At 71.8% G+C, this 19177-nt stretch carries 17 protein-coding genes; 5 read left to right on the top strand and 12 right to left on the bottom strand.

The features are described 5' to 3' along the window. Positions 1 to 78: 78 nt before the first annotated feature. From secF to ruvC, 6 genes are all read right to left on the bottom strand, one after another. Positions 79 to 1278 (bottom strand): protein translocase subunit SecF, encoded by a 1200-nt coding sequence (gene secF / locus ACZ6NZ_RS10035; RefSeq protein WP_465857580.1) that lies wholly within the window; start codon positions 1276 to 1278, stop codon positions 79 to 81. 1 nt (position 1279) lies between these two features. Then, complete coding sequence (secD, locus tag ACZ6NZ_RS10040; protein ID WP_465857582.1) at positions 1280 to 3199, bottom strand: protein translocase subunit SecD; 1920 nt, start codon at positions 3197 to 3199, stop codon at positions 1280 to 1282. 277 nt (positions 3200 to 3476) lie between these two features. Next, a complete protein-coding gene (gene yajC / locus ACZ6NZ_RS10045; RefSeq protein ID WP_465857584.1) occupies positions 3477 to 3815 on the bottom strand; it encodes a preprotein translocase subunit YajC in 339 nt (112 codons plus the stop codon). A gap of 140 nt (positions 3816 to 3955) precedes the next feature. Continuing rightward, on the bottom strand, positions 3956 to 5023 hold the full coding sequence (gene ruvB, locus ACZ6NZ_RS10050) for a Holliday junction branch migration DNA helicase RuvB (protein ID WP_465857586.1): 1068 nt from the start codon (positions 5021 to 5023) through the stop codon (positions 3956 to 3958). A gap of 75 nt (positions 5024 to 5098) precedes the next feature. Then, positions 5099 to 5701, bottom strand: coding sequence for a Holliday junction branch migration protein RuvA (ruvA, locus tag ACZ6NZ_RS10055; RefSeq protein WP_366611789.1), 603 nt, complete (start codon positions 5699 to 5701; stop codon positions 5099 to 5101). Continuing rightward, on the bottom strand, positions 5698 to 6225 hold the full coding sequence (gene ruvC, locus ACZ6NZ_RS10060; RefSeq protein ID WP_112584546.1) for a crossover junction endodeoxyribonuclease RuvC: 528 nt from the start codon (positions 6223 to 6225) through the stop codon (positions 5698 to 5700). The genes ruvA and ruvC overlap by 4 nt, the downstream gene beginning before the upstream one ends. A 656-nt stretch (positions 6226 to 6881) precedes the next feature. On the opposite strand from ruvC, the gene ACZ6NZ_RS10065 reads away from it, so the two are divergent. Further along, entirely contained in the window at positions 6882 to 7664 is a 783-nt protein-coding gene (locus ACZ6NZ_RS10065) for a 3-hydroxybutyrate dehydrogenase (protein WP_465857589.1), read from the top strand. Positions 7665 to 7678: 14 nt separating this feature from the next. Then, positions 7679 to 9598 (top strand): helix-turn-helix domain-containing protein, encoded by a 1920-nt coding sequence (locus ACZ6NZ_RS10070; protein ID WP_366611792.1) that lies wholly within the window; start codon positions 7679 to 7681, stop codon positions 9596 to 9598. Positions 9599 to 9765: 167 nt separating this feature from the next. Here ACZ6NZ_RS10070 and ACZ6NZ_RS10075 read toward each other — a convergent pair whose 3' ends face one another. The 3 genes from ACZ6NZ_RS10075 to ACZ6NZ_RS10085 form a co-directional block, all read right to left on the bottom strand. Beyond that, positions 9766 to 10374: a TetR/AcrR family transcriptional regulator gene (locus ACZ6NZ_RS10075; RefSeq protein ID WP_366611794.1), complete on the bottom strand. Its 609-nt coding sequence runs from the start codon at positions 10372 to 10374 to the stop codon at positions 9766 to 9768. Positions 10375 to 10385: 11 nt separating this feature from the next. Then, positions 10386 to 11954 carry an MFS transporter gene (locus ACZ6NZ_RS10080; protein WP_366611861.1) on the bottom strand — a complete coding sequence of 523 codons (1569 nt, stop codon included), beginning with the start codon at positions 11952 to 11954 and terminating at the stop codon, positions 10386 to 10388. A gap of 84 nt (positions 11955 to 12038) precedes the next feature. Then, positions 12039 to 12710 (bottom strand): transcriptional regulator, encoded by a 672-nt coding sequence (locus ACZ6NZ_RS10085; RefSeq protein ID WP_465857591.1) that lies wholly within the window; start codon positions 12708 to 12710, stop codon positions 12039 to 12041. Positions 12711 to 12852: 142 nt separating this feature from the next. On the opposite strand from ACZ6NZ_RS10085, the gene ACZ6NZ_RS10090 reads away from it, so the two are divergent. Continuing rightward, positions 12853 to 13710, top strand: a complete 858-nt coding sequence (locus ACZ6NZ_RS10090) for an SPFH domain-containing protein (protein WP_366611797.1) — start codon at positions 12853 to 12855, stop codon at positions 13708 to 13710. Between the two features lie 25 nt (positions 13711 to 13735). On the opposite strand, the gene ACZ6NZ_RS10095 is transcribed toward ACZ6NZ_RS10090, so the two are convergent. The 3 genes from ACZ6NZ_RS10095 to ACZ6NZ_RS10105 all read right to left on the bottom strand — a co-directional run bounded on the left by ACZ6NZ_RS10095 (position 13736) and on the right by ACZ6NZ_RS10105 (position 17150). Continuing rightward, entirely contained in the window at positions 13736 to 14977 is a 1242-nt protein-coding gene (locus ACZ6NZ_RS10095) for an alcohol dehydrogenase catalytic domain-containing protein (protein ID WP_465857594.1), read from the bottom strand. Beyond that, entirely contained in the window at positions 14974 to 16425 is a 1452-nt protein-coding gene (locus tag ACZ6NZ_RS10100; protein ID WP_465857596.1) for an aldehyde dehydrogenase family protein, read from the bottom strand. Before ACZ6NZ_RS10100 ends, ACZ6NZ_RS10095 begins: the two co-directional genes overlap by 4 nt. A 68-nt stretch (positions 16426 to 16493) precedes the next feature. Next, the gene (locus ACZ6NZ_RS10105) at positions 16494 to 17150 is read right to left on the bottom strand and encodes a TetR/AcrR family transcriptional regulator C-terminal domain-containing protein (protein ID WP_465857598.1); all 657 of its coding nucleotides are present in this window, start codon (positions 17148 to 17150) and stop codon (positions 16494 to 16496) included. Positions 17151 to 17346: 196 nt separating this feature from the next. On the opposite strand from ACZ6NZ_RS10105, the gene ACZ6NZ_RS10110 reads away from it, so the two are divergent. Further along, entirely contained in the window at positions 17347 to 18519 is a 1173-nt protein-coding gene (locus tag ACZ6NZ_RS10110) for an acyl-CoA dehydrogenase family protein (protein ID WP_238670770.1), read from the top strand. 88 nt (positions 18520 to 18607) lie between these two features. Next, on the top strand, positions 18608 to 19135 hold the full coding sequence (locus tag ACZ6NZ_RS10115) for a peptidoglycan-binding domain-containing protein (protein WP_465857600.1): 528 nt from the start codon (positions 18608 to 18610) through the stop codon (positions 19133 to 19135). The last annotated feature ends 42 nt before the right edge of the window (positions 19136 to 19177 follow it).

Here is a 19177-nt window from a genome sequence, read left to right on the forward strand (position 1 = left end):
GGCTGCTTCGCTCTCCTTCGACGACGAACGGCGTCCGGCAACAGCATGCCGGACGCCGTTCGGGCGTTTCCTGTCGGGTCAGCGCCGCTTGGCGCCACCCGGTCGACTGCCGCCACCACCCGGGCGACCGCCCCGGGCACCGGTGGACCGCTTGCCCGCCGGCCGAGCACCCACCTTGGGGGCGGCACCGGCCAGCGCTGCGGCGTCCTGGTCGACCGGCTCGCCGGTCGCGTCGGCCTGGGCCACCGGGCTCGCGGCGGCACCCTTACCGGTGACCTCGCCGCGGCCGATCGCGCCCCGCCGGGTCAGGACGCGCTTGTTGTGCGCCTGGATCCGCGGGTCGTAGTTCTTCAACAGCGCCAGCAGCGGGGTGGCCACCAGGATGGAGGTCAGGAACGCCACCGCCATACCGACGAACAGCACCAGACCCAGGTCCTTCAGCGTGCCGGCACCGAGCAGGCCGGCACCGATGAAGAGCAGACCACCGACCGGTAGCAGGGCGACCACCGAGGTGTTCAACGACCGCATCAGGCTCTGGTTGACGGCCAGGTTGGACGCCTCGGCGTACGTCTGGTTGTTGTTGGCGGTGATGCCCCGGGTGTTCTCCTGGACCTTGTCGAAGACCACCACCACGTCGTAGAGCGCGAAGCCCAGGATGGTGAGGAAGCCGATGATCGTCGACGGGGTGACCTCGAAGCCGACCAGCGAGTAGATGCCGGCGGTGAGGATCAGGTTCGTGATCAGCGAGGCGACCGCGGCCACGGCCATCCGCCACTCGAAGCGCAGGATCAGGTAGACCATCACCAGCGCGATGAAGATGACCAGACCGAGCACGGCCCGCTCGGTCACCTGGCTGCCCCAGGCCTCACTGACCTGGTTGCTGCTGATCTGGTCGGCGCTGATGCCGAGGTCCTCGGCGATCTGGGCCTTGACCGAGTTGGCCTGCTCCACGGTGAGCTGCGGCGTGCGCAGCTCGTAGGAGTCGCCGCCCGGGCCGCCAACCTTCTGCGTGGTGGCCACCGTGACGCCGGTGTTCTCGGCGGCGAGGGCCGAGTTGACCTCCCGCTCGGCGTCGTCCAGGGTGCCGACGCTGGCCGGCACCTGGAACGAGTTGCCGCCGGCGAACTCGATGCCCAGGCTGAACCCACGGATCGAGAAGCTGAGGATCGCGATCAGGATCAGGAGCCCGGCGACGCCGAACCAGAGCTTGCGTCGACCGACGATGTTGAGACCGGCCTCGCCGTTGTAGAGGCGGCTCGCCAAACCGTTTTCAGCCATCTCAGGCCTCCTTGGCGCGCGGGTTGCGGGGCTGAGTCGGCTGGTTGCGAGCCGGCAGTGCTCGGCCCAGACCGCTGACCCGCGGGGACAGGAACGCCTGGGTCCGGGCGAACATGGTCATGATCGGGTGCCGGAAGAGGAAGACCACGACCAGGTCCAGCACGGTGGCGAGGCCGAGCGCGAACGCGAAGCCCTTGACGGTGCCGACCGAGACCACGTAGAGCACCACGGCGGAGAGCAGGGTGATCGCGTTGGCCGAGATGATCGTCCGGCGGGCCCGGATCCAGGCGCGCGGCACCGCGCTACGCGGGCTGCGCCCCTCCCGGATCTCGTCTTTCAGTCGTTCGAAGTAGATGACGAACGAGTCCGCCGCCACGCCGAGCGAGACGATCATTCCGGCGATGCCGGCGAGGGTGAGCGTGAAGCCGATCTGCCGGCCGAGCACCACCAGCGCACCGAAGACCAGCAGCGCGGAGAGGATGAGGCTCAGGAAGATCACCGAGCCGAGCAGCCGGTAGTAGAAGAACGCGTAGATGATGACCAGCAGCATGCCGATGCCGGCAGCCAGCAGACCCGCTCGCAGGTGGCTGGCACCCAGCGTGGCGGTGACGTTCTGCGCCTCCTGCTGCTCGAAGGTCACCGGCAGCGCGCCGTAGCGGAGCTGACCGGCAAGGGTGCTGGCGTCCTTCTGGGTGAAGGTGCCGGTGATCTGGGAGTTGCCGGTCAGCACGCCCTGGATCTCCGGGGAGGAGACGATCTCGTTGTCCAGCACGACGGCCACCCGGCACTTGCCGTCCTGGCCCAGCGCGGTCGCGTCGCAGGCCTGACCCTCGTTCTGGAACGCCTCACGGGTCAGCGAGGTCCACTTGCCCTGACCGTCCTTGGTGAAGTCCAGGCTGACCACCCAGGCGTTGGTCTGGTCGAGCACCGCGTCGGCGTCGGACACGTCGGTGCCCAGTACCTTTGCCTGGTCGAGCAGGTACTTCGACGCGCCGTCCTCGCAGGAGACCACCTGCTGCTTCGCATCGGAGATCGACGCCGGGGGGCGCTGGTCGAGCTGCACGCAGCCGATCGTCGGCACGTTGAACTGCATCTGCGCCGGCAGCACCGCGACCTCCTGCGGAGACAGCGTGCCGAACGGCTTGAGCTTCTCGGCCAGCGACGGGTCGGCGCTCAGGTCCGCCGGGGCCTGCAGCCCGTTGGCAGCCTGCCACGCGGCGGCGCCGACCTTCTGCTCGACGACCTTGCGCTGCTCCTCGATGCTGGCCGGCACTGGCTCCGCGCTGGCGCTGGCGCTGGGCGCGGCGGCGCTCGGCGAGGCCGTGGCGGACGCGGAGGGGGTCGGCGTGGCGCTGGGCGACGCCGGGGCCATGCCGCCCTGACCGCCGCTGGGCGACGAGGTCACCTTCGGCGAGGCGCTGCCCGTCGGGGTCCCGGCGCCGGTCGGGGTCGCGCTGCCGGTCGGGGCGGCGCTGCCGGACGGAACTGGCGTGGCGGCGGGTGGCGCCTCGGCCACCCCGCTGCCGGAGGCGGCCTTGAGCACCTTGCGGAAGCGCAGCTCGGCCGCGCTGCCCACGTCGGTGAGGTCCCGGTTCTCACCGGGCAGGGAGATGACGATGTTGCGATTGCCCTCGGTGACCACCTCGGCCTCGGCCACGCCGAACGCGTTGACCCGGCTCTCGATGATCTCCCGGGCCTCTTCGAGGTTCTCCGCCGTCGGGGGCTTGCCGTCGACGCTGTTGGTCGCTTCCAGTGTCACCCGCGTGCCGCCGATGAGGTCCAGGCCGAGCTTGGGCTCGAGCCGGTCCTTCCAGCTGCCGCTGGCGCCAGCGAAGAACACCAGAAGATAGAGGACCACGAAGATGAACCCGAGCACGGCGAGCTGCCGCCCGGGGCGCATCTGTCCCTGAGGTGGTGCCACGGCTGTCCTGTCTCCCTGTACGGTCGCGCCGCTGTCGCAGCGGCGGCGGTGTCGGGCCGGGGGTCCCGCCCGACGGGGTCTGCCTTGAGCCGACGGAATGCCGACACGAGGACCGGGCACCCCGGCGCGGAACGCCGACGGTCACGGGAACGTGCCGACGCCCGGCGTCGACCCAACTATCCAGTTTTCACGTCTCGCCCGCTGCCCCGTTCGGGCGCGACGACCCGGAAGCCGGCCACCGGCCGTACGCCGGACTCGCCGCTCCCGAGGGGAGGGGTCAGTCCTTGGCGGTGTCCGCGTCCTCGGTGACCGGCTCGCTCGGCAGCTCCGCGCGAGTGACCACCCGCGCGATGGCCGGGCGGGCGTAGCGAGTCTGCACGCCCGGTGCGACCTCGATCAGGACCGTGTCGTCCTCGATGCCGGTGACGGTGCCGTAGAGCCCACCGATGGTCACGACCTCGTCGCCGGGGCCGAGGTTGGACTGCATCGCCTCCGCCTCTTTGCGGCGCTTCTGCTGGGGCCGGATCATCATGAAGTACATGACGCCAAAGAGCAGAGCGATCATCAGGATCGGCGTGAAACCGCCGGCCCCGCCATTCGGTGCTGCCAAATGCACGGTTACTGACCTTCCCATTGGCCACCTCCCCGGCACCGCGGGTGCCGGAGCGGAGGCGGATTCTCACGTCCTGTACAGACCGCGGCGAAGTCTAAACCCTGCACCTGGGAACGCCGAATGCGGCACAGATCACGTTCGCATCACGGCTGATCGACATCCAAGGAGAACAAGTCGGGCATAGGTGGACTGTCCGCACCAAATGTACCATTGGGTGGTGTGCGTCCCAGATGCCGCCAAGCGGCCTCGGTCGCCACCCGCCCCCTGGGCGTACGGGCCAACAGCCCAGCCCGCACCAGGAACGGCTCGCACACCTCCTCGACCGTGTCCGGCTGCTCCCCCACCGCCACGGCGAGGGTGGACAACCCGACCGGGCCGCCCCGGAACGAGTCGACCAACGCGGTCAACACCGCACGGTCCAGCCGGTCCAGGCCGAGCGCGTCCACGTCGTACACGATCAGGGCCGCACGGGCGGTGTCGAGATCGACCACCCCGTCCGCCCGCACCTCGGCGTAGTCGCGGACCCGGCGCAGCAGCCGGTTGGCGATCCGCGGCGTGCCCCGGGACCGACCAGCGATCTCGGTCGCGCCCTCCGGCGTGATCGGCACCCCCAGGATCCGCGCCGAACGGTGCAGCAACGTCTCCAGATCCGCCGGGGCGTAGAAGTCCAGGTGCGCGACGAAGCCGAACCGGTCCCGCATCGGGCCGGTCAACAGGCCCGAACGCGTCGTAGCGCCGACCAGGGTGAACGGCTCGACGTCCAGCGGGATCGCCGTCGCACCGGGCCCCTTGCCCACCACCACGTCGACCCGGAAGTCCTCCATCGCGCTGTAGAGCAACTCCTCGGCCGGCCGCGCGATCCGATGGATCTCGTCGATGAAGAGCACGTCGCCCTCGGCGAGGCTGGTCAGGATCGCCGCCAGATCACCGGAACGCTCGATCGCCGGGCCGCTGGTCACCCGGATGCCCGCGCCCAGCTCGGCGGCGACGATGTTGGCCAGACTCGTCTTGCCCAACCCGGGTGGGCCGGACAGCAGGATGTGATCCGGCGGCGACCCGCGCCGCATCGCGCCCTGCAGCAACAGGTCGAGCTGGTCGCGCACCCGGTCCTGGGCGATGAACTCGGCCAGCCGCCTCGGCCGTACCGTGGCCTCCGCGTCGCGATCGGCGTCGCTGACGTACGCCGAGACGAGCCCCTCGGTCTCGCTCATCGTGCCGCCTTCATTCGCGACTGCGGGGCTCGCAAACCCGGCTCACTCCTCACGCTCATCGTGCCGCCCGGGCGGTCATCGGGTACGGCCCAGCAGTCGGATGGCCTGCTTGAGCAGGACCGGCACCGGCGGGGTCTCACCCTCGATCGACTCCGCCACCGCGGCCACCGCCTGATCGGCCTGCCCGGCCGTCCAACCCAGCCCGACCAGCGCCTGCCGGACCTGGTCGGGCCAGCTGCCGCGGGTCACCCCGCCCGCCCCGTCGGCGCCGATCGGCACCGGGCCGATCCGGTCCCGTAGCTCCAGCACCAGGCGCTCCGCACCCTTCTTGCCGATACCGGGTACGCGGGTCAGGGCGGCCGTGTCGGCGTTCGCGATCGCCTTGCGCACCGCGTCCGGGGTGTGCACCGCCAGCACCGCCTGGGCCAGTCGCGGACCGACGCCACTGGCGGTCTGGAGCAGCTCGAACAGGGACTTGGCGTCGTCGTCGGCGAAGCCGTAGAGAGTCAGCGAGTCTTCCCGCACGATCAAACTGGTGGCGAGCCGGGCGACCTGGCCGACCCGCAGCTCCGCGAGGGTCCCCGGGGCGCAGTGCACGGCGAGCCCGACACCGCCGACCTCGATCACCGCCTGGTCCGGACCCGTCGCGGTCACCGTGCCGCGCACGCTCGCGATCATCGTGCTCCTCCTCGTCGTGCCCGGTCCGCCGCGGCGGCCAGCTTGGAGCGGGTCCCACCGCGCCACACGTGGCAGATGGCCAGGGCCAGCGCGTCGGCGGCGTCCGCCGGCTTCGGCGGCTCGGCCAGCCGCAACAGCCGGGTCACCATCGCGGTCATCTGCGCCTTGTCGGCCTGACCGGAGCCGGTCACGGCGGCCTTCACCTCGCTCGGGGTGTACGTCTGCACCGGCAGCCCGGCCCGCGCCCCGGCCAGCACGGCGATGCCACTGGCCTGCGCGGTACCCATCACGGTCCGAACGTTGTGCTGACTGAACACCCGCTCGACGGCAACGCTCTCCGGTTGATGTTCGGCGACCAGCTTGTTCAGCGACCGGTCCAGGTGCAACAGGCGCAACGCCAGGTCATCGGCCGGGTCGGTGTAGACCACGTAGTAGGCGACCAGGGTGCAGGGCCGGCCGGGCACACCCTCGACCACACCCACCCCGCACCGGGTCAACCCCGGGTCCACACCGAGCACGCGCACGCCGCCCCCTCCCCAGCCGTCAGCAGTACGTGTGTTCGACACCCTAACCGGCGCTCTTCCCACCAGCCCCACGGGACACGCCCTCCGTACCCCGCACGCCGCCACGCGCCCAATGCCGTTTCCCCGCACGCGCCGCGAGCCCGCAGTCCCACGCAACGCAACGCGGCCCGCGCGCCCCCCGCACCTCGCGTGCCACGCCCGCACATCCGCAATTGCCTCGCACCCTCGCCCCAAGATCTGCGCAACGTGCCGGATGTTGCTGCCTCCAACGCGCGAGAGACAGCACCATCCCTGATCTTGCGCGGATCTTGACGACGAGCACCATGCCGACCGGCTGGGGGCGTTCTGGAGGAGCCCAGCGCCGTCAAGGTCACGCTCGATCCTGGATGTAGTGGCCACCACGCGCCCGGATGCCACTACATCCAGGATGTTGCGCGATCTTGCCGCGAGCGCCGGGGCGGGACGGCCGGGACGGGACGGCGTGGCGAGACGGGACGGGACGGCGTGGCGAGACGGGGCGGGACGGCATGGCGGGACGGGCGGCCGGGACGGGGTGGGATGGTGAAAGGGGGCGGGTGTGGCCACACAGCTTTGGTGCGGAGTATGTGTCGCTGGCCCATGTGCCGGGGAGCACACAGCTCGTAACTTCTTGCGCCATGACGGCAGAACCCGTGGTGGTCCCCCACGTCGTACAGGTCGACCTCACCGGTCGGACCGCCCTGGTCACCGGGGGCGGCGGCGGCATCGGGCGGGCGTGCGCCCTGCGGCTGGGCGCGGCCGGCGCCAAGGTGCTCGTGCTGGACCGCAACCTGGAGGCGGCCAGGGCGGTGGCCGCCGAGGTCGGTGGCCGGGCCGAGGGCGTGGACCTGTCCGACGCCGCGGCGGTTGATTCGCTCGACGTGGACGTGGACATCGTGGTGAACAACGCCGGCCTCCAGCACGTCGCGCCGTTGCAGGACTTTCCCGTCGAGCGGTTCGAGTACATCCAGCGGGTGATGGTGGAGGCGCCGTTCCTGCTGATCCGCCGGGCGCTGCCGCACATGTACGCGCGGGGCTGGGGGCGGATCGTCAACATCTCCTCGGTGCACGGCTTGCGTGCCTCGCCGTACAAGGCGGCCTACGTCTCGGCCAAGCACGCCCTGGAGGGGCTGTCGAAGGTGGTCGCGTTGGAGGGCGCCGCGCACGGCGTCACCGCCAACTGCATCAACCCGGCGTACGTGCGTACCGCGCTGGTGGAGAGCCAGATCGCCGACCAGGCGGCCAGTCACGGCATCGACGAGGCCGAGGTGATCGGGAAGATCATGCTGGCCCGGGCCGCGGTCAAACGGTTGATCGAGCCGGAGGAGGTGGCCGAGCTGCTGGTGTACCTCTGCTCGCCGCCCGCGGCGTTCATCACCGGGGCGTCGATCCCCCTCGACGGGGGCTGGACGGCCAACTAGTGGGGTTGAGCACAATGTCGACCATGTCTTCGCCGGTGGAGTTCCTGGAGCTGCTCGCCCGAGAGGCCGCGGCGGTCGAGTTCGAGGGACCGTTGGTGGCCGCGCGGGCCGCCGGCCTACCGCCGGACCGACTGGCCGAGCTGGAACAGGCCAAGTCGGTGGCGTTGCGGGTCCGTGCGCTGCTGGAGCGCCGCCGCCGCCGGGAGAGCGAGCTGTCCGGCCTGTACGACACGGTCAGTGACCTGGCGGGACTGCGCGATCTGGACGACGTGCTGCGGGCGATCGTGCACCGGGCCCGTCATCTGCTGGGCGCGGACGTGGCGTACATGACGCTCAACGACGACGAACGTGGCGACACCTACATGCGGGTGACCGACGGGTCGGTCTCGGCCCGCTTCCAGCGGCTGCGCCTGCCGATGGGTGCCGGTCTCGGTGGCCTGGTGGCCCAGTCCGGCGCCCCGTACGTCACCGCGAACTATGGGGAGGACGCGCGCTTCCACCACACCGGCGAGATCGACGCCGGGGTGGGCGAGGAGGGTCTGGTGGCGATCCTGGGGGTGCCGCTGCGGCTCGGCTCGACCTCGATCGGGGTGCTCTACGCGGCCAACCGATCGGCCCGGCCGTTCGTCCGGGAGGAGGTGGCGCTGCTGGTGTCGCTGGCCGCGCACGCCGCGGTGGCGATCGACACCGCCCGACTGCTGACCGAGACCCGTTCGGCGTTGGCCGAGTTGTCCGCGGCGAACACCACCATCCGGGCGCACAGCAGCTCGGTGGAGCGGGCCGCCGCGGCGCACGACCGGATGACCGCGCTGGTGCTGCGCGGTGGCGGCGTGGAGGACGTGGCCGCCGCGGTGACCGAGGTGCTGGGCGGCGCGCTGCTGGCGCTGGACGCCGAGGGCCGCCTGCTGGCCCGGGTGGGTGAAATCGAGGAGCCGGACCGCGCGGACATCGTCGAGGCGGTGGCCGCGTCCCGGACCGAGGGGCGCAGCGTGCGCCGCAGCCCGCTCTGGTACGCGGCGGTGGTGGCCGGCACGGAGAACCTGGGGGCCCTGGTGCTGCGCCCCGACGACGAGTTGGTCGACGCCGACCAGCGCATCCTGGAGCGGGCCGCGTTGGTGACCGCGCTGCTGCTGCTGTTCCGCCGGACGGTCGCGGAGGCGGAGGGGCGGGTGCGTGGCGAGTTGCTGGACGACCTGATCGCCCGACCGCTGCGCGACACCGACGCGCTGCGCAGTCGGGCCCGTCGGCTCGGGGTGGACCTGGACGCGCCGCACGTGCTGGTGGCGGTGGGCGACGACGCGATAGCCGCGACCGGCTCGGCTCGGCAGCGGGTGCTCTCCTGGGCCACCACGTACGCGTCGGCGCGCGGCGGGCTGGCCGCGGCGCGCGACGGCCGGGTGGTGCTGATGCTGCCGGGGTTGGACGCGGGCGGCAGCGCCCGCGCGGTGGCCCGGGACCTGTCCCGGGTGACCGGTCGGCCGGTGACCGCCGGGGCGAGCGGCCCGTCGAACACGCCGACGGCGCTGGCCGGGACGTTCCAGGAGGCGGACCGGTGCCTGACGGCGCTGGGCGCGCTGGGCCGCGCCGGGCAGGGCGCGAGCACCGTGGAGTTGGGCTTCGTCGGGTTGTTGCTGGGCACGGTCGGGGACCGGGGTGAGAAGGACGTGTCCCAGTTCCTCACGGCCACCGTCGGGCCGGTGCTCGACTACGACGCCCGGCGCGGCACGGCTCTGGTGAAGACGCTGGAGGCGTACTTCGGGGTGGGTGGCAGCCTGGCCCGGGCCGCCGAGCAACTGCACGTGCACGTCAACACGGTGACCCAGCGGTTGGAGCGGGTCGGGCAGTTGCTCGGCGTCGACTGGCAGCGGCCCGAGCGGGCGCTGGAGGTGCAGCTCGCGCTGCGCCTGCACCGACTGCGCGCACCAGCGGGCTGACCGCCGCCGGCCGACGGACCCGACCGCCGGCCGACGGACCGAACGCCGAGGGATCCGACGCCGGCCGGCGGACAATGAGGACCGCCGACCGGGCACCTCGACGTCGCAGGGCAGAGCCGCCGACCGGGCAGGGCACGGCAGGGCAACCGGCGACCGAGCGCCCGGCGTCAGCGGGCCCGGATGCCCTCCAGCACGGCGTCGACGACCCGATCGGGCAGGGACTGCTCGTCCAGATCCGGGTTCCACTGGAGCACCCGCTGGATGAGCATCGGCCCGGTGAGCAGCGCCATCGTCACCTCGACGTCGATGTCGGCGCGCAGCACCCCCTCGTCGATGCCGCGCCGCAGCACCTCACGCATCAGCTGCCGTCGGGGCGAGATGATGTTCTGGTAGAGCTGGAACTGGTCGGCGCTGCGGTTCACCGCGGGTGCCAGGCAGGGCATGATCTTGGCCGCTCGCGGGTCGACGTTCTTGCCGATCGCGCCGACCAGCAGCACCAGATCGTCACGGACGGAGTGACCCGCCGGCTGGGCCATGACGCCCTTGAGGCGGCGCAACGCGTCCAGCAGCAACGCGTCCTTGCCGGCCCAGCGACGGTAGATGGTGGCCTTGCCGACCCCGGCGCGGGCGGCGATCGCCTCGATCGAGAGCGCCTCGATGGTGCTGCCCTCGGCCAGCAGATCGAGGGTGGCCTCGATGATCGCCTCGTCGGCGCGGATGCTCCGCGGTCGACCGGGCGACCGCGGAGCATCGGCGGTGGACGTCATGTCCGTCATTCTTCCCGAACCTATGCCGTGCCGGCCAATTCGGGCTCGGCGACCGGGGCCGCCGGGGCGACGCTCGCGTCCTCCTTGCCCGGCATCCAGCGCAGCACCACGATCATCCCGAGTGCGGCGATCACCGCGGAGAGCCCGGCCGCCCAGTGCATGGCGGTGACGAAGGCGTCGTTGGCCGCCGAGATCAGCCCCGGCGCCGCCGGGCCGAGCTGGCCCGCCGCCGCGTACGCCCCGGAGATCGACTCGTTGGCCGCGTCCCTGGCCTGGGTGGGCAGGCCGGTCAGGGCGTCACCGATGTCGCTGCGGTAGACCGCTGAGAGCACCGAGCCGAGGACGGCCACGCCGAGCGCGCCGGCCACCTGGCGGATGGTGTTGCTGACCGCGGAGCCCACACCGGCCTTCTCCCGGGGCAGCGCCGACATGATCGACTCGGTGGCCGGCGGCATGATGTTGGCCATTCCGGCGCCCTGGATGAGGAAGACCAGCAGCACGATCCAGATCGGGGTGGAGGCGCCGATGAAGACGAAGGCGGCGAGGGACACCACCGTCAACCCCAACCCGACGGCGGCGACGGCCTTGCCGCCGTAGCGGCGGACCATCGCGGCGCTGCGCGGCGCGAAGACCAGCTGGGCGCCGGCGAAGGGCAGGAAGAGCAGGCCGGTCTGCAACGGGCTGTAGTCGCGGACGAGTTGCAGGTAGAACGAGCCGAAGAACATCGAGCCCATCGCGGCGAAGAAGACCAGGCCGACGATGGCGACCGGCGCGGCGAAGCGGGGCACCTTGAACAGTCGGACGTCCAGCGACGGGTGGTCGCTGCGCCGCTCGTGCTGCACGAACCAGGCCAGCACCGCGATGCCCACCAGGATCGAGCCCCAGGCGACCGGGCGGTCGAAGCCGTGCTCGCCGCCGTCGATGATGCCGTAGGAGAGAGCGACCAGGCCGACCACGGAGAGCAGCACGCCGAGCACGTCGATCCGGCCGGGCCGCGGGTCACGCGACTCGGGGACCAGCAGCGCCACCAGGATCACGCCGGCGGCGACCACCGGCACGTTGATCAGGAAGACCGAGCCCCACCAGAAGTGCTCCAGCAGCGCGCCGCCGAGGATCGGGCCGATCGCCACGGCGAGACCGACCGCGCCGGCCCAGACGCCGATGGCCCGACCACGCTCGCGCGGGTCGAAGACATTGGAGATGATCGACAGTGTCACCGGCATGATGGCCGCGCCGCCGACCCCCATCAGGGCGCGGGCCGCGATGAGCTGTCCGGGGCTCTGGGCGTACGCGGAGAGCAGCGACGCCAGGCCGAACAGCACCAGACCGATCATCAGGAAGCGCTTGCGGCCGGCGCGGTCGCCGAGCACCCCGAAGGTGAACAGCAGCCCGGCGAAGACGAGCGTGTAGGAGTTGATGGACCACTCCAGCTCGCCCTGGCTGGCGCCGAGACCGTGCACCGGGTCGGCCAGGGTGCGCAGGGCGACGTTGAGGATCGTGTTGTCGAGGACGACCACGAGGAGGCTGATCACCAGCACCCCCAGGATCGCCCACCGCCTCGGGTGTCCGGTGTTGTTGTGCAGCTCCATGCCTGGCTTTCCCCCCACGCTTGTCACCCGAGACGCAATACGATACGGGTCAGACTCGTAACGCGGATCAGCCTACGGCGCGCATTAACGATACGGCACCGATCCGTATCGTATGTGGTCGGCATCACGCCCGGGAGCGACCGCCAGGCAGGCGTCGACGGCCTCCGACAACGTGCCGAGACGGACCGCCGGACCGCGGAGCGGCTCGATCCAGCCCGGCCCCGCGCCGTACACCCGAAGGAGCGGGAAGTCCCGGGCGAAGCGCACCAGGCGGTACGCGCGGCCGGTGAGCGGCGTCTGCGACCAGAGCACGACGGTGCGCGGGCGGGCCCGGTACACCGCGCTGGTGAGCGCGGACCAGGGCAGCGCGGGGCCCAGGTTCAGACAGCCCCGGCCCTGCTCGCGCAACGCGGCGGCGAGCGCCAGCAGACCCAGGCTGTGCGCCTCCTTCTCGGCACCGGCCAGCAACAACCCGCCGGTGGGCAGCGACCGGCCCGGCTCCCGGCGGTACGCGTCCAACCCGACCCGCACGCCCTCGAAGAGGGCGTGCTCGACGGCGATGTCGGCGGCGGTACGCCCCGACAGCCGGGCCAGCAGCGGACGACAGACCTGCTCCCAGAGCGCCGGCACGCCCCACGCCTGGACCAACTCCAGCACCAGCGTCGCGACGCCGTTGGCGTCCAGGTCCTCGGCCGCCAACAGCACCTGCTTGTGCGCGATCTCCACGGCCTCCGCCGGCATCGGATCGGTCAGCACCAGACGTACCCCCGGGTAGACGTTCTCTACCCGGGGGTTCGCTCGGAGGGCGCGCGGCGGATGCGCCGTCGCCCAATTTCACCGACTTGACCGGACCGCCTAGGTTGATGATCCACACCGCCCACCGGAAGGTCAGTACCCCATGCCCGTCGGCTTCACCATGGCGATCGTCTTCGCCGTCGCCCTGGCGGTCAGCGCCGTCGTCGCCCTCGTCGCTCCCGCACGGCCGCTCAAGCGGATGGCCGCCCTCGCGGCGCTCGGCTTCCTCGCCCTCACGCTGGTGGTCGGCGTCGCCTCCAGCGCCCACTCGGTGCCCATCCGCTCGGTCGGCATCGTCACCAGCTTCGGCAAGCCCACCGGGAAGGTGACCGGCTCGGGCCTGAAGTGGGTGGCGCCCTGGCAGAAGGTCGGCGAGTGGGACGCGGGCCGCCAGAAGTACGACCACATCGGTGGCAACAACTGCGTACGCGTGCGCACCGGCACCCTCGCCGACGCCTGCGTCGAGGTGCTGGTCGAATGGCAGGTCAAGCCGGAGAACGCGCCGAAGCAGTTCATGGACTACAAGGGCGACTTCGGCAGCTTCCGGGGTCAGCGGGTGGGTGTGCAGCTCGACAGCGCGGTCAACGACGCCTTCGCCGCGTACAACCCGCTGGAGAAGATCGACGCCCGGACCGGCGACCTCAACGTCGACCTGAAGCCGTTCGCCGCGAACATCAAGACCAGCGCGGAGGCCCGCCTCGCCACCGACGTGGACATCCTCTCGGTGACCATCACCCGGGTGAACCACGACGACAAGACCGAGGGCAACATCAAGGCGTTCCAGGACAAACTGGCGCAGACCCGCAACCTGGAGCAGGACCGCAAGAACGCCGAGATCTCCAAGCAGATCACCGAGACCAACGCGAAGGTCGACAAGGTGACCCGTTGTCTGGAGATCGCGGAGAAGAACGGCGCGAACCCGGGGCTCTGCATCAACCCGGGCATCGTCACCGGCAAGTGATCCGCACCCCGGGCCGTGACCGGCGTCAGTCCAGCGTGACCACCCAGCGAGCGCCCTCGCCCCGCGCCAACCGGTCGAACGCCGCGGGCGCCTCGTCCAACGGGATCGTCCCGCTGACCAGCACACCCAGATCCAGTGCGTGGTCGGCCAGCTCGGCGGCCAGCACCGGCACCTCCCGGTCCGGGTCGGACGAGCCGTACACCGAGGACCGTAGGGTGCGCGCGGAGTGGAAGATGTCCAGCGCGCCCAGGCTGACCATGTCGTCCTTTGCGCCCATGCCGACCACTGTCACCGCTCCCCCGCGCCGGGTCAGCCGCCAGGCGGCGCGGATGGTGGCGGCCCGACCGACGCACTCGAAGGCGTGGTCGACGCCCCGGCTCTCGGTGCGCGCCCGTACCTCCTTGGAGAGCCGGTCGTCGGAGAGCAGGAAGTCGGTCGCCCCGGCTGCGAGCGCCAGGTCCCGTTTCGCCTCGGCGACGTCGATGGCCAGGATCGTGGTGGCACCGGCCCGGCGGGCCGCGCTGAGCACGGCGAGCCCGACCCCACCGAGCCCGACGACCGCGACCGACTCGCCGGGGGTCACCCGGGCGGTGTTGCGGACCGCACCGACGCCGGTGAGCACCGCGCAGCCGAGCAGGGCGGCCTGCTCCGGCGGCAGCCCGGCGGGGATCGGAATGACGGCACGCTCGGGGACCACCACGGCCTCGGCGAGCGCGCCGAGACCCAGGGTCAGGTGCAGCGGGACGCCGTCGTCGGTCTCGCCGCGCGGCACGGTCGGGGCCGTGGTGTCGGCGCAGAGCCACGGCTCGCCACGCCGACACCACCAGCAGGCCCGGCAGGCCGGTGCCCAGTTCAGCACCACCGGTGTGCCGACGGTCAGCTGACCGCCCGGCCCGACCCCGGCCACCACACCGGTCGCCTCGTGCCCGAGCACCAGCGGGAACCTCGCGGCGAGGGTGCCGTTGACCATGGACAGGTCGGAGTGGCAGACACCGGCTGCCCTGATCGTCACCCGCACCTCGCCGGGGCCGGGCGCGGGCAGGCGTACCCGCTCGACCCGCAGGTCGGCGCCGGACCCGCGCGCGACCAGCGCGCGAACGACGACCGGCGCGGACGCCGGCTCGGTGCCGCCAGCCGGCGCTGCCGGGGTCAGCTCGGGCCGGCCTACGGGCGCGGCCGGGGTCAGCTCGGGCCGGCCCGCGGGCGCGGCCGGGGTCAGCTCGGGCCGGCCCGCGGGCGCGGCCGGGGTCAGCTCGGGATCGGTCATCGTTGGATCGCCTTCAGCTCGCAGAACTCGGCCAGCCCGTGCACGCCCAACTCCCGGCCCAGGCCGGACTGCTTGTAGCCACCGAACGGGGCGAGCGGGTTGAAGGGGGCACCGTTGATGTCGACAGCGCCGGTACGCAGCCGTCGGGCCACCGCGAGCGCCGCGTCGGTGTCGGCGGACCAGACCGCGCCGGCCAGCCCGTACTTCGAGTTGTTGGCGATGGCGACCGCCTCGTCGGTGTCGTCGAACGGGATGACGGCGAGCACCGGGCCGAAGACCTCCTCCTGGGCGAGCGCGCTGTCGGGGCGCACGTCGGCGAAGACGGTCGGAGCGACGAAGTGCCCCCGGGTCGGCACCGGGGCGTCGGGCCCGCCGGCGACCAGCCGGGCACCGTCGGCGAGGGCCCGGTCGATGTGGCCACGCACCCGCTCGGCCTGGGCGGCGGAGACCAGCGGGCCGAGCCGGGTCGCCGAGTCGAACGGATCGCCGAGTCGGTAGCCGGCCACCGCCGCGGCGATCAGGTCGAGGGCCTCGTCGTACCGGTCGCGGTGCACCAGCATCCTGGTCCAGGCGGTACAGGTCTGACCGGAGTTGATCAGGGCGTTGCCGACGCCCACCTTGACGGCGGTGGCGAGGTCGGCGTCGGGGAGGATCACGTTGGCGGACTTGCCGCCCAACTCCAGCGCGACCCGGGCGATCCGGTCGGCGGCGAGCCGCATGATTCGCCCGCCGGTCGCGGTGGAGCCGGTGAAGGAGAGCATGTCGACGTCGGGGTGCCCGGCGAGCGCCTCACCCACCACCGGCCCGGTGCCGGGGACCAGGTTGAGCACGCCCGGCGGCAGGCCGGCCTCGGTGACCGCGTCGAAGAGCAGGTACGCCGTCAACGGGGTCAGCTCGCTAGGTTTGAGCACCACGGTGCAGCCGACGGCCAGGGCGGGTGCGAGCTTCGCCATCACCTGGTGCAGCGGGTAGTTCCACGGGGTGATCGCGCCGACCACGCCGATCGGCTCCCGGACGACCAGGGAGTTGCCGATGCTCTCCTCGACCGGCTCGCGGGCCGCGAGCGCGACGTGGTCGCGCAGCACGGCCAGGGGGAGTCCGACCTGCACCCGGGTGGCGAGCTTGAGCGGCGCGCCCAGCTCCACGGTGATGGTGCGGGCGAGGTCGACGGCGCGGGCGGTGAGCGCCGCGTACAGCCGGTCGAGGTGGGCGGAGCGCTCGGCGGGGGTGGCGGCCGACCAGCCGGGAAACGCGGACCGGGCGGCGGCCACGGCGCGATCCACATCGGCTGCGGTGCCGGCCGGCACCTGCCCGAACAGCTCCCCGGTGCTGGGGTTCTCCACGTCGATGAGGCTGGCGTCGGCGGGAGGGGTCCACTCCCCGCCGACGTGCAGGTGGCGCCGCAGGCGCAGGGAGTCGGGCAACAGCGGCGGGGCGGCGAGGTCCATGTCGTCCCTTCGAGGGTGGGCGATGGGGGTCGCGACGGGCGATGAAACTAGCGCTGGGAGTTTGGACGCTACCCGTTGGGTCGGGCGGACTCCACCGGGTCGACGGTGCGGGCGTACTCGGCGGCCAGACCGTGCAGCAGGGCGTCCAGGCCGAGGGCGAAGGCTCCCTCGTCCACGCTCTGCTGGTGCTCGGCGAGCCGGTGCGCCTGGCGCAGGTGCGGGTAGTGCGCGGCGTACAACTCGGGGTCCTCGACGAAACCGCGGGCGAACGAGCCGAGCGCCGACCCGGCCACGAAGTACCGCAGCGCCGCGCCGATGTGGGTGGCGCGGGCCGGCGGCCAACCGGCCCGGACCAGCCCTCCGTAGACCGCGTCGGCCATGGCGAGGGCCGCCGGTCGACGACCCGGGCCCTGCGCCAGGTACGGCACGACGTTCGGGTGCGCGGTGAGCGCCCGCCGGTACGACCACGCCCATTCCCGCAGCGCGGCGAGCCAGTCCCGACTGGCGAAGCCGCTGGTGTCGACGGCACCGGTGACCGTGTCGGCGACCGCGTCGAGGATCTCGTCCTTGGTGGCGAAGTGGTTGTAGAGCGAGGGACCCTGTACGCCGAGCGCGGCGGCGAGTCGGCGGGTGGAGAGCGCGTCGAGCCCGTCGGCGTCGATCAGCGCGAGCGCCGTCTCGACGATCCGGTCGCGGGTGAGCAGAGGCCGTCGGGGTCGGGGCACGTCGGAACTCCTCGGTCTGCGGTGTCCCTCCCCGTGGGAACCACCTGTTCACGCACCCTATCGGGGACCGCCGGCGGGTGGGCGTCAGCACGTCGGCCGGACCGGGGGTCTGGACGAATGAAAACTTACACCGCTAGTTTATGAAGGACCGCTACGGCCCGTGGCGGCGCACCACCACGCCGACCGAGGGGGAACCGTGGACTTCGCACTGTCCGACGAGGAACGCGCCGTCCGAGACACCGTGCGCGCGTTCATCACCCGCGAGGTGATGCCCCTGGAGGCGGAGGTGCTCCGCCGGGAACGGGCACACCAGCCGGGCCTCGACCACTCCGAGGTGCGCGAACTGCAACTCAAGGCGCGCAAGTTCGGCTTCTGGGGCCTGGCCACCCCGGAGGAGTACGGCGGAATGAACCTGCCGGCCGTCCTCCAGTCGTTGATCTGGACCGAGCTGGGGCGCACCTTCGTGCCGTTCCGCTTCGGCGGCGAGGCGGACAACATCCTGTTCCACGCCACCGAGGAGCAGAAGCGGGAATTCCTCATCCCGACCATCGAGGGCGAACGACGCTCCTGCTTCGCGATCACCGAGCCGGGTGCCGGATCCGACGCGGCCAACATCCGGCTGTCCGCCCGCCGCGACGGCGACGACTGGATCCTCGACGGCGAGAAGACCTTCATCACCGGCGGTCACGACGCCGACTTCGCCATCGTGGTCGCCGTGACCGACCGGGAGAAGGGCGCCCGCAACGGCGGCGCCACCGCGTTCCTGGTGGACCGGTCGATGGGCTGGCGCTCGGAGTTCATCCAGACGATGGGCGAGGGCGGGCCCGCGTCACTCATCTTCGACGGCGTACGCGTGCCGCACCGCAACATCCTCGGTGAGATCGGGCAGGGCTTCACGCTCGGCATGGAGTGGATCGGCAAGGGGCGTTACACCATCCCGTCGCACGCCATCGGCATCGCCGAGCGGGTGTTGCAGATGGCCATCGAGTACGCCAACACCCGGGAGACCTTCGGCACGAAGATCGGCACCAACCAGGCCATCCAGTGGATGATCGCCGACTCCGAGACGGAGCTGGAGGCCGCCCGCTGGCTGGTGCTGCGCTCGGCGTGGACGGTCGACGCCGGCCTGGACCCTCGGCACGCCTCGTCGATGGGCAAGCTCTACGGCGCCGGCATGGTCAACCGGGTGGTCGACCGGGTGCTCCAGATCCACGGCGGCATGGGCTACACCCGGGAGCTGCCGATCGAACGCTGGTACCGGCAGGTCCGGCTCTACCGGATCTTCGAGGGCACCGACGAGATGCAGCGGCTGATCATCTCGCGGGATCTGCTGCGCGGCTACACGAAGATCGGCGGCCACCTGGCCTGACGTCGAATGTCCGCCCGTCGTGAACAAAGTGGGTCCGCCGGCCATCTACCCCCATGACAGCTGCCATTCAGCCAAAGGGGGATGTTCCATGTACCTACGAATCAGGGCCGTGGCGACGGCGATCGTCGTCGCCGCAGTCGGCGCCATCGCCATCGCCGTCCCGGCCGCGCCGGCGTCGGCCAGCGTCAGCCAGGGGTACGTCGCGGGCTCGGGCACCTGGACCGACGACTGGAACGACGAGGGACCCATCTCCGCGTCGACCCGCTCGTACAACAACGTCGTCGCGATGTGGCAGTTGATCCTCTGGGCCGACGGTTACCTCGCCCGCTCGGGCGTCGACTGCCGGTTCGGGCCGGTGACGACCGCCGCCACCAAGAAGTGGCAGACCGCTCGGGGCCTCGTCGGTGACGGCGTCGTCGGCCCCCGGACGCTGGCCAGGGCGGCGACCCGACTCGCCGTCTACGAGGGCGAGGGGTGGTACTACTACGACGGAGCCGGCAGCAACATCCTTCACTTCGGTCGCCTCGAAGACGGCACGTGGGACATGAGCCTCGGGATCGACCTGGAGTGGCGACGCCTCTCGTACACCGCGGCGACCTTCAGCGTCTGCTCCTGATGCCGCTGAGGACGGCCGGTCACGCGCCCGGCCGTCCTCGGC

This window comes from Micromonospora sp. NPDC047756 (assembly GCF_055587245.1).

What these genes read in the sequence shown, in the direction of transcription:
- secF (WP_465857580.1), bottom strand. Translation starts at nt 1,278, where the DNA reads ATGGCTGAAAACGGTTTGGCGAGCCGCCTCTACAACGGCGAGGCCGGT.
- ruvB (WP_465857586.1), bottom strand. Translation starts at nt 5,023, where the DNA reads ATGAGCGAGACCGAGGGGCTCGTCTCGGCGTACGTCAGCGACGCCGAT.
- ruvA (WP_366611789.1), bottom strand. Translation starts at nt 5,701, where the DNA reads ATGATCGCGAGCGTGCGCGGCACGGTGACCGCGACGGGTCCGGACCAG.
- ACZ6NZ_RS10065 (WP_465857589.1), top strand. Translation starts at nt 6,882, where the DNA reads ATGACGGCAGAACCCGTGGTGGTCCCCCACGTCGTACAGGTCGACCTC.
- ACZ6NZ_RS10070 (WP_366611792.1), top strand. Translation starts at nt 7,679, where the DNA reads ATGTCGACCATGTCTTCGCCGGTGGAGTTCCTGGAGCTGCTCGCCCGA.
- ACZ6NZ_RS10075 (WP_366611794.1), bottom strand. Translation starts at nt 10,374, where the DNA reads ATGACGGACATGACGTCCACCGCCGATGCTCCGCGGTCGCCCGGTCGA.
- ACZ6NZ_RS10080 (WP_366611861.1), bottom strand. Translation starts at nt 11,954, where the DNA reads ATGGAGCTGCACAACAACACCGGACACCCGAGGCGGTGGGCGATCCTG.
- ACZ6NZ_RS10090 (WP_366611797.1), top strand. Translation starts at nt 12,853, where the DNA reads ATGCCCGTCGGCTTCACCATGGCGATCGTCTTCGCCGTCGCCCTGGCG.
- ACZ6NZ_RS10095 (WP_465857594.1), bottom strand. Translation starts at nt 14,977, where the DNA reads ATGACCGATCCCGAGCTGACCCCGGCCGCGCCCGCGGGCCGGCCCGAG.
- ACZ6NZ_RS10100 (WP_465857596.1), bottom strand. Translation starts at nt 16,425, where the DNA reads ATGGACCTCGCCGCCCCGCCGCTGTTGCCCGACTCCCTGCGCCTGCGG.
- ACZ6NZ_RS10115 (WP_465857600.1), top strand. Translation starts at nt 18,608, where the DNA reads ATGTACCTACGAATCAGGGCCGTGGCGACGGCGATCGTCGTCGCCGCA.